The organism is Enterococcus sp. C76 (assembly GCF_040886985.1).
Lineage (GTDB): Bacteria > Bacillota > Bacilli > Lactobacillales > Enterococcaceae > Enterococcus_B > Enterococcus_B lactis.
On the sequence record NZ_JBFOEY010000010.1, the window covers coordinates 42790 to 55880 of the forward strand.

At 37.7% G+C, this 13091-nt stretch carries 10 protein-coding genes; 8 read left to right on the top strand and 2 right to left on the bottom strand.

Annotation, left to right across the window (positions count from 1 at the left end; all coding sequences use genetic code 11):
- Positions 1–220: 220 nt before the first annotated feature.
- Together AB3I00_RS12175 and AB3I00_RS12180 are read right to left on the bottom strand one after the other, a co-directional pair.
- Positions 221–1726 carry a UDP-N-acetylmuramoyl-L-alanyl-D-glutamate--L-lysine ligase gene (locus AB3I00_RS12175; protein WP_368025327.1) on the bottom strand — a complete coding sequence of 502 codons (1506 nt, stop codon included), beginning with the start codon at positions 1724–1726 and terminating at the stop codon, positions 221–223.
- 91 nt (positions 1727–1817) lie between these two features.
- Positions 1818–2408, bottom strand: a complete 591-nt coding sequence (locus AB3I00_RS12180) for a YitT family protein (protein WP_002292268.1) — start codon at positions 2406–2408, stop codon at positions 1818–1820.
- Positions 2409–2586: 178 nt separating this feature from the next.
- Between AB3I00_RS12180 and AB3I00_RS12185 the strand changes: the two genes are divergently transcribed.
- The 8 genes from AB3I00_RS12185 to AB3I00_RS12220 all read left to right on the top strand — a co-directional run bounded on the left by AB3I00_RS12185 (position 2587) and on the right by AB3I00_RS12220 (position 13011).
- Complete coding sequence (locus AB3I00_RS12185; protein WP_002316108.1) at positions 2587–4233, top strand: polysaccharide biosynthesis protein; 1647 nt, start codon at positions 2587–2589, stop codon at positions 4231–4233.
- A gap of 48 nt (positions 4234–4281) precedes the next feature.
- Positions 4282–5001, top strand: coding sequence for a pseudouridine synthase (locus tag AB3I00_RS12190; RefSeq protein WP_368025328.1), 720 nt, complete (start codon positions 4282–4284; stop codon positions 4999–5001).
- Between the two features lie 600 nt (positions 5002–5601).
- Positions 5602–6549 carry a sugar ABC transporter permease gene (locus AB3I00_RS12195; RefSeq protein WP_002341420.1) on the top strand — a complete coding sequence of 316 codons (948 nt, stop codon included), beginning with the start codon at positions 5602–5604 and terminating at the stop codon, positions 6547–6549.
- 11 nt (positions 6550–6560) lie between these two features.
- The gene (locus tag AB3I00_RS12200; RefSeq protein ID WP_002316111.1) at positions 6561–7481 is read left to right on the top strand and encodes a carbohydrate ABC transporter permease; all 921 of its coding nucleotides are present in this window, start codon (positions 6561–6563) and stop codon (positions 7479–7481) included.
- Positions 7482–7515: 34 nt separating this feature from the next.
- Entirely contained in the window at positions 7516–8976 is a 1461-nt protein-coding gene (locus AB3I00_RS12205) for an ABC transporter substrate-binding protein (protein WP_002310831.1), read from the top strand.
- A gap of 255 nt (positions 8977–9231) precedes the next feature.
- Positions 9232–9846 carry a YesL family protein gene (locus AB3I00_RS12210; RefSeq protein ID WP_024635791.1) on the top strand — a complete coding sequence of 205 codons (615 nt, stop codon included), beginning with the start codon at positions 9232–9234 and terminating at the stop codon, positions 9844–9846.
- Entirely contained in the window at positions 9839–11563 is a 1725-nt protein-coding gene (locus AB3I00_RS12215) for a sensor histidine kinase (protein WP_002292278.1), read from the top strand. The genes AB3I00_RS12210 and AB3I00_RS12215 overlap by 8 nt, the downstream gene beginning before the upstream one ends.
- Before the next feature lie 2 nt (positions 11564–11565).
- Positions 11566–13011, top strand: coding sequence for a response regulator (locus AB3I00_RS12220; RefSeq protein ID WP_368025329.1), 1446 nt, complete (start codon positions 11566–11568; stop codon positions 13009–13011).
- Positions 13012–13091: the final 80 nt, after the last annotated feature.

The window sequence follows — 13091 nt, forward strand, 5'->3', positions numbered from 1 at the left end:
ATAACCACCTTTATATTATTGAAAAGACAGGAATAATAAACTAAAAGCAACGATAGAAGAGCCAGTAATCAAAAGAATTAAAGCGCTATCTTTAAGAGGCGTGATAAAGAAACAATAAAAATTATTGTAGTTCCGGCAACTTTTCTTGATAATTCCATAGACGGGACGCTATGAAAAGTTTTCTTTTCATGGCGTCCCGTCTACTAGAATATAAATAACATTACTCTTCAATCAACCGCTTCACGATTGCATAATCCCCTTCATAAGGTTCATCTACACCATTGATTTTTTGATAGGGATCAACCCCTTTTCCCGCAATGACGACTGAATCTTGCGAAGTACTTTCTGCTAAAGCACGCCGAATCGCTTCAGGACGGTCCATTTCATAATGAACGATCAATTCTGGATTAGTAATTGCTTCATTGATTTCTTCCGCGATTTTTTGCGGATCTTCAAATGCCGGGTCATCTGCCGTTAAAAAGGCGACGTCAGCTGTTTCTGATAGCACTTTTCCAAAATCATGTCGACGGGAGATTGCTTTGTTCCCTGGGCTGCCTAATACAACAATTACACGACCGTCTGGATGTTCATTTTTGGCAAATTCCAGCAATGTTTTCAAACTTAGATAATTATGTGCGTAGTCCACATAGACATGCGCCCCATTTGATTGGATCAATTGATCCATTCGGCCTGGTACACGAGCTTCTTTTAATCCGGCTTGTGCATCTTGACTGGAGGCACCTGTTAGTGCTGCGGCAATGATCGCACTGGCTGCATTTTCTTGATTGAATCCTCCGGCCAGCAAAATATCATAAGCGGTATCGCAGATAGCTAAGTGATCTTGACGAGAAGATAAAGTAAACCCGTGGGTACCTTTGTCTGAATGGATCACTTGATAATTGCTTTTTTCCGAACGACCATAAGTGATCGTTGGGATCTGGAATAGATCGGCGGTTTCTTTAAGCAAATCAAAATAGTCACTTTCGTGATTCAAAACAACTGTTTTTGAGTTTAAGATCAATTGACGCTTGCAATAGAAATAGTCATCAAATGTCGGATGTTCGATCGGACTGATATGGTCAGGCGAGATATTCAAGAAGATTCCTACATCTAAAGTCAACCCGTACACACGTTGTGTTTTGTAAGCTTGGGAAGAAACTTCCATCACTAGATGAGTCATACCATTTTCAACTGCTTCTGCCATCATACGATATAAATCTAATGACTCAGGCGTCGTTAAATGGGATTTGAAATACGTTTTGCCATCTAGCGTTGTATTCATCGTAGAAAGCAATGCAGTTTTTTTATTCGTTGTGTGATCCAAGATTGCTTTAGTAAAGTACGCAGCAGTTGTTTTACCTTTTGTTCCAGTGAATCCAATCACTTTCAATTTATTTTGTGGATAGTCGTAAAAGGCCATAGCAAGAAGTGCCATTGCTTTACGGATATCCGTCACAATGATTCCTACTGCTGAATTTTCGTATGGCTGCTCTGATACATAATATTGGATACCTTGTTCGATTGCTGAATCCAAATATTCTTCTTTGAAATTCATTCCTTTACAGAAAAACAGAGTAGAAGCATCAGCTTTTCTTGAATCATAACTTAACTGAAGAAATTCAGCTTTTTCTGGTACATCAAGATGCCAGCCTTTTGTTGAAACAAATTCTTTTAATAGATGTTCTTTTAATAGTAAATGACGGATGTCTTCTAAAGAGAAGCTCATTGATTGATCCCTCGCTTCATTCAATTTCTTGATTTATTATAGCACACTCTTTTCAATATATCGTTTGATTCCGCTGTGACAAAATCCAGCTTTATTCAAATTTTCTTGACACAGGGGACAAGCGGATGAGTATTTTCATAAACAATGAACTGACTGTAATAGATAGGAGAACGAACAGTGTCTCCAACCATCCAAATACATAATAATTCAAAAAGATGATAAGGCTATTCGTAAGTAACAGTCCTTGCGGCATTGGAAGCCGAAAAAATTTGTGAAAAATAATTGGCGGTATCGTTATCCCGCCATTTGAGGCTCCGACGGTGTACAATGTGTAAACGCCAAGACTGAACAAAAGACTTCCTGAAATCAGTGAGAAGAAATGAGAGGAGAGCATTTCCACTTTTGGAACGATTTCTAAAACAACAGGAAAAAGCAGACTTCCCGCTACAGTTTTAAAAAATATTGATTTTCCTAATAGAACAGCGGCTAGAAGCAGCATCATAAGATTGATGCTCCAAACAGTAACTGAGCGTTGGATAGAAAAGGCCGTTTCAACTAAATGTCCGATTGCGCCCACTCCGGCGGAAGCTATATCATGAGGGAGCAAGAACCAATTCAATCCAACTGTGATAAAGAAAAGACCTAAAAATATAACGGGTAGTTTTTTTATTTCTTGTGTCATTGATATCTCCTATAAATGTTAGCCATAAAAGGCTGTATATTTCTTTACTTTACCAAAAAAACGAAACCGAATTCAAAAAAACAATCGTTCTTATAAAAGTTATATAAAATCGATTGCCAGTTTCTGTTTTACCAATTAAAATGATAGTAATGTTTTGTAGAAAGTTGGAATCTGACCGATGGATAATCAAAGAAAACCAGCATTAGATCAATTATCACCGCAAGAAAAAATGGCACGAGGCTCTGCTTGGATGACCGCCAGTAATATCATTTCAAGGTTGCTAGGAGCTGTCTATATCATTCCTTGGTATGCTTGGATGGGCGAAAATGCTAAGGCTGCCAATGGATTATTCAATATGGGGTACAATATATATGCATTGTTTCTACTGATCTCTACAGCAGGAATACCCGCGGCGATCGCAAAACAAACCGCGCGATATAATTCGTTGAATGAATATGGCACTTCACGACGATTGTTCATCCGGGCATTACAGATGATGGGCGGGTTAGGTCTGTTGTTCGCTTTGTTCATGTACATCGCCTCTCCTTGGCTAGCTCATGCTTCTGGTGGCGGAGAAGAACTGATTCCAACGATGCGCTCTTTGAGTATCGCTGTATTGGTTTTTCCTTGTATGAGTGTGATACGAGGGTATTTTCAAGGGAACCAAGAGATGATGCCTTATGCGCTGTCGCAGATCGTTGAACAAGTTGCACGTATTTTTTATATGCTGTTGGCTACATTCATCATCATGAAAGTCATGAATGGCGATTATGTGACGGCGGTCACGCAATCAACTTTCGCGGCATTTATCGGTATGCTAGCAAGTATCCTTGTCCTTTTGTATTTTTTGAAGAAACATCAAGCGTATACATCTGCATTTATCCACTACAGCGAAAACAAAGTAAATATTGCAACGAAGGAATTGTTGTTAGATACCATTAAAGAAGCAATACCGTTTATTATCGTTGGTTCAGGGGTAACAATCTTCAAATTAGTCGATCAATTCACTTTTATGAAGGTCATGTCTGCATCCACTGAATATTCCAATGCACAGTTGCTAGATCTTTTTTCGATTTTTAGTGCCAATCCAGATAAATTGACAATGGTAGTTATCGCATTGGCAACATCGATCGCGTCTACCGGGTTACCGTTGATTACAGAAGCTGTTACGTTGAAAGATCGAGTAGGACTGGCAAAATTGACGAGCGGAAATTTACAACTGTTTTCATTTTTTATGTTTCCAGCGACATTTGGTGTCATGTTACTTGCCTATCCGCTAAACACATTATTTTATACACCAGATTCTCTAGGAAGCAATGTACTGATCCAAGCAAGTTTTGTAGGACTCTTCTTAGGGTTATATATGCTAGTTTCCAACATGCTGCAAGGAATGTTTGAAAACAGGGCGGCAATCAGTTATTTGGTTGTTGGGTTTCTGGTGAAACTACTTCTTCAATATCCAGCCATTCGTTTATTTGAAGTGTATGGCCCTTTATTAGCGACAATGCTCGGGTTTGCTGTGTCTTGTACCTTGATCTTAAAGAGGATCCATGAAGTAGCTCGCTTTAAACCAAGTTTTGTCTGGCGTAGGACATTACTGATCTTTATTCTTACCTTGATTATGCTTTTTGCTTCGTGGATCACAAAGATGATTTTTGGGACTTTCTTAAATGAAGATAGCAAATTCCAGTCTCTATTATTGATTCTTGCAGTAGCAGGTATAGGGGCATTGGTGTACGGTTATTTAGCTTTGAAAATCCGTTTGGCAGAAAGACTACTAGGACCAGGAATAGCGCGTTTACGACACAAATTAAAAATAAAATAAGTGAATGGGAAGAGCAGAATCAATGCTCTTTTGAAATGGGGGAAACGCATGCGTTTAGATAAATTTTTAGCAGATATGGGACTTGGTAGCCGCAAAGAAGTCAAAGGATTGATCAAAAAAGGAACGATTGAAGTCAATGGACAAGTGGTCAAAAGCGATAAAGCGCAAGTAAACGAGTTTGAAGATACGGTTACTTATTTAGGAGAAATCATTGCGTATCAAAAAGATTTTTATTATATTTTGCATAAACCTGCAGGAGTCATTTCTGCTACTCAGGATAATCATGATCAAACCGTAATCGATTTGTTGGAAGATCAAGATTATCGGGAAGATCTTTTTCCAGTTGGCCGATTGGATAAAGACACGGAAGGCCTCCTGATTTTAACGAATGATGGGGTATTTGCCCATCAGTTATTATCACCAAAAAAACACGTGGAGAAAGAATATCTAGCTGAGGTTAGCGGTATAATGACAGAAGAAGATATCCGTTTATTTGCAGAAGGACTGATTATTGATGGCGATGAGCAGACATTGCCGGCAAAACTCCAAATTGATCAAGTAGATCAAGAGTCAGAAACTTCAATTATCCGTCTGATTTTGCATGAAGGGAAGTTTCACCAAGTCAAGCGAATGGTCAAAGCAGTAGGAAAAGAAGTCTTATATTTAAAAAGAATCCGTATGGGGAATTTTTGTCTTCCTAAAGATTTGAATAAAGGGCAGTATCGCCCCATGACCAAAGAAGAGCTAGAACAAGTGAGAGAAAAATAATTGAATGGATAGCTAAAAGAATAAGTAGCGTAGTTGTAGCGCCATCTGAAAAGCAGACTTATCCGTCTGACTTTTGGATGGCTTTTTTGTGAAATTTCGGCTTATTTCCGTAGAAGCTACTTCTGGAACACCGTTTGTTCGGAAGAAGGGACTGTGACAAGACTTTTGTCACAGTCCCCATTGCTCGTTGTGACTCGGAGTTAGATAGCAAGGTCACGATCTGTCTAATACTCAGGACAAAACGCTGATTTCACAACCTCTGATAAACGGTGTTCTCCTGCCAACTCTTCGGTCACAAGTTATAATATTCATAAAATATAAGGAGTTATTTTTTGAAATTACTCCTTGTGACTCAGAGTTAAACGGCAGGCTCACGACCTCTTGGTAAACGGTGTTCAATCAGCTGACCCTCGGTATTAGCTCAAAAAACGGTAAAATATGAGAAACTATTTTTCCGTTTGTTTCTCTAATACTCAGGTCAGGGCGCTGTTTTCACAACCTCTCCTATACTTTGTTTCATTTTCCCTATACTTTGTTTATTTATTCTCATTATTGAAAGCGCTATAATAACGTTGCGAATGAATCGAAAGGGGTTTTTAGATGAAAAAACGAAAGGGGTTCAATCATTTTTTTATGAATCTATGGCGTTATAAAGCACTTGTCCTGATGGCTGTACCGGGTATGCTTTGGATGATTTTTTTCTTTTACATACCTGTAATGGCGAATGTCGTAGCATTCAAAAATTTTCATATTTCAGCAGATGGGTTCCTGGCTAGCCTGAGGGAAAGTCCTTGGGTGGGTTGGGAAAATTTCAAATTTTTATTTTCTTCGGACCAAGCATTTCTCATCACTAAAAATACAATTTTATATAATGTGACATTTATCCTTTTAAATCTGCTCATTTCAGTCGTATTTGCAGTCATTATGAGCGAGTTGAGAAATAAACGACTTGTTAAAGTTTATCAAACGATGTCGTTGCTCCCTTATTTTCTATCTTGGGTCATTATCAGTTACTTCGTTTACGCCTTTTTAAGTCCCGACAAAGGAATATTCAACCAGTGGATTACTGGACACGGAGGAGAAGCTGTCAATTGGTATAATGAACCGAAATATTGGCCATTTATCTTAGTGTTCATCGGTACATGGAAAGGGATTGGTTATAACAGCATCATTTACTTTGCATCTGTTATGGGAATCGATCCGACTTATTATGAAGCTGCTATGGTTGATGGAGCTAGCAAATGGCAGCAAATCAAACATGTGACGATACCACAACTGATTCCATTGATGACGATTTTAACGATTTTAGCCGTAGGAAACATTTTTCGAGCTGATTTTGGTCTGTTTTATAACATTCCTAGGAATTCCGGTGCATTGTACGATGTGACTCAAGTTTTGGATACGTATATCTACAATGGGCTGACATCCACAGGAGATTTTGGTATGACGGCTGCTGCAGGCCTTTATCAATCAGTTGTCGGTTTTGTCTTATTGATGATCACAAATACGGTCGCCCGTCGTTTTGATAGCGATTCTGCATTATTCTAAGGAGGAAAAAAATGAAAAAAAAGAAAGTGGAGAGAGTCCAAGTCCGTTCTTTCAATAAGACGACCAATTTTTTCTCTAATATAATGATTGCACTCTTTGCTATTTCCTGTGTTTTGCCATTCATATTTGTTATTGCCATCTCTGTTACCGATGAGTCCATATTGTCGACGCACGGGTACAGTTTTTGGCCAGAAAAATTCAGTCTATTTGGTTATACGTATTTATTCGACCAGATGCAGGATAAAATTTTGCAAGCGCTTTTCGTCACTGTACTTGTTACTGTTTTAGGTACCCTGATTAATAGCACGGCTACTTCTTTATATGCTTATGCGATTTCGCGGTCAAACTTTCCATTCCGTCGTTTTTTTACCGTTTTTTGTTTGATTACGATGTTGTTCTCACCAGGAATGGTAGCCAATTATCTTGTTATGACAAATCTTCTCCAGTTAAAAGATACGATTTGGGCATTGATCTTGCCAATGGCTGTCAGCCCCTTCAATATTATTGTGATGCGCACATTCTTTAAACGTTCGGTCTCTGATTCGATTATTGAATCGGCGCGGATCGACGGAGCTAGCGAACTTCGAATATTCGTTCAAATCGTTTTACCGTTAGCTGTTCCAGGTATCGCGACAATCAGCTTATTTGCCGCATTGGGTTACTGGAATGACTGGTTCAATGCTTTACTATACATTCAAGATGATAAGCTAGTTCCACTACAGTATCTTTTGATGAAAATCCAAAGTAATATTCAATATCTGACGCAAAATTCAGGAGCAGGAAGCCAATTGACAGGTGGGCTAGCTTCAGTTCCAGGAGAATCCGCCAGAATGGCGATCGTAGTTATCTCTACGTTGCCTATTGCGATCAGCTATCCATTTTTCCAGAAACATTTTGTCAAAGGTCTAACGATCGGTGGAGTAAAAGAATAAAAAAATATAAATCATAAAACTAGGAGGAAGAAAAATGAAGTTATGGAAGAAACTAGCCTTTACAGGTGTTTCAGCATTATTGGTAGGTACATTAGCGGCATGCGGAGGTTCTGGTTCTAAAGAGCAAGCAGAAGCTAGTGATTCGGATACTTTGCAGATGTATCAAATCGGTGATAAACCGGATAATTTCGATCAATTGATGGAAGTGGCAAACAAACGAATCGAAAAAGAGATTGGTGCAAAAGTCAATATCAATTACATTGGTTGGGGCGATTACGAAAAGAAAATGAACGTCATCATTTCTTCCGGAGAAAATTACGATATCGCCTTTGCGAACAACTATGTTTCCAATGCTCAAAAAGGAGCCTTTGCTGATTTGACTGAATTAGCGCCTAAGTATGCTGAAAAAGCGTATAATGATTTAGATGAAGCTTATATCAAAGGAAATTTGGTGAATGGGAAATTATATGCCTTTCCAGTAAATGGAAATGTCTTTGCTCAACAAGTACTTACTTTTAACAAAGCTTTACTAGATAAATATGATCTTTCAATTGATGGAATCCAATCTTACGCTGATGCAGAAAAAGTTTTGAAGGAATTCCATGAAAAAGAACCAAACACGGCCGCTTTTGCCATTGGACAAGGATTCAAAGTCCAAGGAAACTTTGACTATCCTTTAGGGAACACTTTACCATTTGCTATTGATCTGGATGGAGATGATTCAAAAATCATCAACCAATACGACAATGAAACGTATATCGGACTGTTGCGTACGATGCATAGCTGGTACAAACAAGGACTCATTCCAAGTGACGCTGCAACGAGCAATAAGGACTATCCGCTAGAAGGAAATACTTGGCTGATGCGTGGAGAAACACAAGGACCCTATGATTATGGCGATACGATTTTGACAAATGCAGCAAAACAAGAACTAGTTTCAAAAGCAATTACTGTTCCATTGAAATCTACAGCTCAAGCACAAATGGCAAATTTTGTCGTATCCAATACTTCAAAAAATAAAGAAAAATCAGTAGAACTTCTAGGCCTACTTAACAGTGATCCAGAATTATTGAATGGACTTGTTTGGGGAATCGAAGGAGAAGCATGGGAAAAAGTCGATGGTTCAGAGGATAAAATCAAATTGCTAGATGGTTATCAGCCAAACACACATATGTCTGCTTGGAATACAGGAAACAATAAGATTCTATATACACAAGAGTCCATTACGGATGACATGATTGCCAAACGCGACCAATCGATTGCTGAAGCAGAAACTTCACCGATTTTAGGATTCAGCTTCAACACGGACAATGTAAAAACAGAATTAAGTAATATTTCAAATGTCATGAACCAGTATTTGGATGGATTGAATACAGGAACTGTTGATCCAGATGAAACATTGCCGAAATTAAAAGAAGCTTTAGATAAAGCTGGTTATGACAAGGTATTGAAAGAAATGCAAAAACAATATGACGAGTTTCGACAAGAACAATAATGAATAAAGACAAAGAGGTTGTGACAAAAACGTGTCGCAACCTCTTGTTCCGAATGAATGGTGTTCAAAACCTTGTATCTGCGGCAATCAGCCCAACCGAACGAAAAACGTAGAGAGCTATTTTTGTTCGGCTGTTCTTATTACTTGATGCAGGGCAGCTCTTTTACAACCTTTAATACTCAGGCCATGGTGCTGATTGCCCAACCTTTTTTTGTATAATGAGAAAGTATAAACTTAATGTTTGGAGGAGAAGATATGTTAGGGAAGGTTTTGGAAGAGTTGTTTATCCGGATCTGGGTCGTTATAAAACTAACCTTATATTTCTGGATATACACGTTTGTCGGCGGAATCATCTTTGGATTAGGTACGGCATGGAAAACAGTCAATGAGTTATTTTATTTATATGGATTCGAGTATAAAGAAATCACGTTAAAAAGAGGCTGGAATATATATAAAAGAAATTTTTTAAGAGGAAATCTGCTATTTAGTTTATTTTTATCTAGTACTGCTTTATTGAGCTACAATCTATATCTATCTGTTCAAATCAAAGGGCTCATTTTTTTAGCTATTGATTTTATTTTGCTTTTTGCCTTATTTTGCCTATTTGCTACTTATCAATACAGTATGATTTTAGACAGTGAATATACGATCTCTGTTCCTAATCTGCTAAAGCTGAGTTTTATTTCGGTTTTTTCCAGCTTTTCGTCTTTTCTAAAAATAATTATTGGTAGCAGTGTAATTATAGCTGTGACTTGGCAATTCAAAGGATTGATTTTATTTGGTGTCATTGGTCTTTTGACGGTTTGGAATGGTACGATGACGAAACAGTGGCGTGAAGAGTTAGATAAACAGTTGGAAAGTTATGAATAAGATCCGTATTCTATTTTCAAAAGGAACCTTACTGAATCGGCTATTACGGAAATATGCGGTTATCATGATTGGTGTAACGATGACTGCTACTGTTATTTTTAGTGTCCATACGTGGGATCAAAACCAAAAGCAGGCAGAAAACATGACAAGTGATGCCGTTCAAAGTACAAGCAGAATGCTGAATGACAAAACAACTTTGAGTAGGATCATTAAAAACCAGCTTGTAGGTGATTCCGAAAAAATCGAAAATGTCACTACCTACTTAACAAAACCCATAGATCAGTATTTGATGTATGTATATGAGCAGCAAAACAGTACCGACGAATTAGTTTCTTTCCCAAATCAAATCAAAGATCTTTATATAAATTATGAAGAACTAAGTGCGATATATATCGTGTTGAATCAGCTACCGGAGTACTATGAATCCTCTAGAGAAAACAAAGGCGGAGAAGTAAAAGCCGGAACGCCGAAATTACTAGACGCCTTTTATATCAAGTTGCCTATCACCCAAGGAGGAGCTGAGTCAGGCAGTATTTTTATCGGTTTCCAAAAGAAAGAGCTAGATACGATTTTAGAGAATCTAACGTCATTCAACGGACTCTCTTTATACATGATTTCTGGTACGACAAATCGCTTGTATACGTTCCATGATAATAAAATAGCTAAAGAAACATTTGGAAGACAAGAAACGATTATCTCAGAGAGTCTTCAGAAAAATTCACAATTGCCAATTGCTAATCTGAGAAAAAATAATTTTGTTCAGCATCAAGAACTGTCAGATGATTACCGAATATTAGCTGTATTAGATAAAAAAAGCGTAAAAACCGAAACGGGGAAAAACCTTGCCCCTCTGATTGTCGGTATCATTGTTTTAGACAGTATATTGCTTATCTTTCTTTATAAAACATTCAAACGATATTCACAGCAAATATCCGTCGTCATGCAGGCAATGGAGCAAACAGCAGCAGGGAATTTAGAAACACGGATTGATACAACAAAAACGGAATATGAACTAAAGGAACTTTCAATCGGTATCAACGAAATGTTGGATAGCATCAATCAATTTGTCGAAGACATCTACAAACTAGAAATCAAACAGCAAGATGCACATATGCGGGCGCTTCAAGCACAGATCAATCCGCATTTTTTATACAATACATTAGAATATATCCGAATGTATGCAATCAGCGAAGGAAGCGAAGAATTAGCAGATGTTGTATATGCTTTTTCTGCCTTGCTCCGAAACAACACAAATCAAGAGAAGACGATCACTTTGAAAGAAGAATTGGACTTTTGCGAAAAATATGTCTATTTATATCAAATGCGTTATCCTAATCGAGTGGCCTATCATTTTATGATCGATCCTGATTTGGAAAAGATTGAAGTACCTAAATTTGTGATTCAACCATTAGTTGAAAATTATTTTAAACATGGTATTGATTTTACTCGATTTGATAATGCCCTAAGTGTCAAAGTCTTACAGGAAGACAAGCGGGTAAGGATCATCGTCAAAGATAATGGAAGAGGGATGACTGAAAAACGGCTAAAACAGGTGGAAGAAAAACTGTCTCATCCCAAAGTGGAACTTCACGAATCAATCGGTCTGCAAAACGTGAATGAACGTTTACGTGCCAACTTCGGCAGCAGTTATTACATGTCGCTTGAGAATAATGAGACAGGTGGACTGACTGTTTCTATTACATTCAAGGAGGGGTGAACATGTACCAGGTGTTATTGGTAGATGATGAATATATGATTTTGAATGGGTTAAAAAAGATAATTGATTGGAAAAGTTTAGGGTTCCAAATAGTAGCAACAGCGGAGAATGCCAAAGAAGGACTATCTGTCCTTGAACAACAACGGATTGATCTAGTGGTAACGGACGTGACGATGCCAGAAATAAACGGACTGGAATTTATTGAAGCAGCTCAAAAAGAACATCATAATTTTGAATTTATGATTTTGTCCGGGTACCAAGAATTTGATTATTTGAAAGGAGGCATGCAATTAGGTGCGGTGAATTATTTGATGAAACCCGTGAATAAGTTCGAATTGATTGAAAGCCTCAAGAAAATCAAAACACGGTTAGACCAGCAAAATGAACAAAAAAATCAGCAAGAAATCTATCAGGAACTATTATTCAGTCAATGGTTGAATGAAGAGTTAGATGAAGCAAGTGAAGAAGAAATAATAGGACAAATCAGTGAGAAACAGCATAGAATAGTATTGATCCAATTATCAAGAATTCATGATCCTCTTATCAATACATGGTTGAAAGAACACCAGCAAATCTTTTACTATCAAAGAAATTACGGAGACCGTATATTGATTACGCTGTTGTTGGAGGCAGACGAAGTTGATGGATTCTGCTGTTTTATCCAAGAAAACATCCCTGATCAGGAATGGCTGATCAGTATCGGGGAAGAGACAGATTCATTGGACAAGATCCCTGAAACATTTCAACAAGCGAAAGACAATCTACAGTTGCATCAATTTTATGGAGATAAAGACGAGCATGTTTTTTATGCAGTACAAGCAACAACAAAAGGGCAAACCATCGAGTTTTCAAGTTTCAGACGTGTGTTGCAAAATAAACGATTAGATGATGCCCAAAAAATGATCACTGATTTTTTCGAGCAATTTCAGTTAGCAGCCATGATGCCGGAAGACATCCGGTACTCCAGCTTTTTACTGTTTATGGAGATTCAACGGGAATTGATTGATCTAGAAGATGAGGAATATTTACAAGGAATCGAAAAAATTCATCAGGCAAAAACGGTGCAAGAACTCCACCAGCTACTTCTGTCGTTCGTCCAAAAGCACCAGAGACAGAAAAAATACAGTGGCAATGTAGAAAAAGTAATCGAAATCCTGCATCAGCATTATCAAGAACCACTTACACTCAAAGAAGTGTCAGAAAGTTTGCATTTAAATGTCATGTATTTAGGACAGTTGTTCAAAAAAGAAACGAAAAAAAGTTTTTCAGCTTATTTGAACCATTTACGTATGGAAAAAGCAAAGCAGCTGCTTTTGCACAGTAATCAAAACGTCAATGAAATAGCAAGTGAGATTGGCTACAACAATACCACGTATTTCTCTAAATTATTCAAGAAGATTGTCGGCAGATCCCCTAAGGAGTATCGGGAAAAGAGAGGAAAATCCTAAAAGAAGGATCGTATGGAATGAATCAATGTTCAAAAGTTTGTCTAGAAAGCTAACTTTTGAGAGTTTTTATTATTTGATGC

Coding starts and splice junctions, on each gene's coding strand:
- AB3I00_RS12175 (WP_368025327.1), bottom strand. CDS start 1,726: ATGAGCTTCTCTTTAGAAGACATCCGTCATTTACTATTAAAAGAACAT.
- AB3I00_RS12180 (WP_002292268.1), bottom strand. CDS start 2,408: ATGACACAAGAAATAAAAAAACTACCCGTTATATTTTTAGGTCTTTTC.
- AB3I00_RS12185 (WP_002316108.1), top strand. CDS start 2,587: ATGGATAATCAAAGAAAACCAGCATTAGATCAATTATCACCGCAAGAA.
- AB3I00_RS12190 (WP_368025328.1), top strand. CDS start 4,282: ATGCGTTTAGATAAATTTTTAGCAGATATGGGACTTGGTAGCCGCAAA.
- AB3I00_RS12195 (WP_002341420.1), top strand. CDS start 5,602: ATGAAAAAACGAAAGGGGTTCAATCATTTTTTTATGAATCTATGGCGT.
- AB3I00_RS12200 (WP_002316111.1), top strand. CDS start 6,561: ATGAAAAAAAAGAAAGTGGAGAGAGTCCAAGTCCGTTCTTTCAATAAG.
- AB3I00_RS12205 (WP_002310831.1), top strand. CDS start 7,516: ATGAAGTTATGGAAGAAACTAGCCTTTACAGGTGTTTCAGCATTATTG.
- AB3I00_RS12210 (WP_024635791.1), top strand. CDS start 9,232: ATGTTAGGGAAGGTTTTGGAAGAGTTGTTTATCCGGATCTGGGTCGTT.
- AB3I00_RS12215 (WP_002292278.1), top strand. CDS start 9,839: ATGAATAAGATCCGTATTCTATTTTCAAAAGGAACCTTACTGAATCGG.
- AB3I00_RS12220 (WP_368025329.1), top strand. CDS start 11,566: ATGTACCAGGTGTTATTGGTAGATGATGAATATATGATTTTGAATGGG.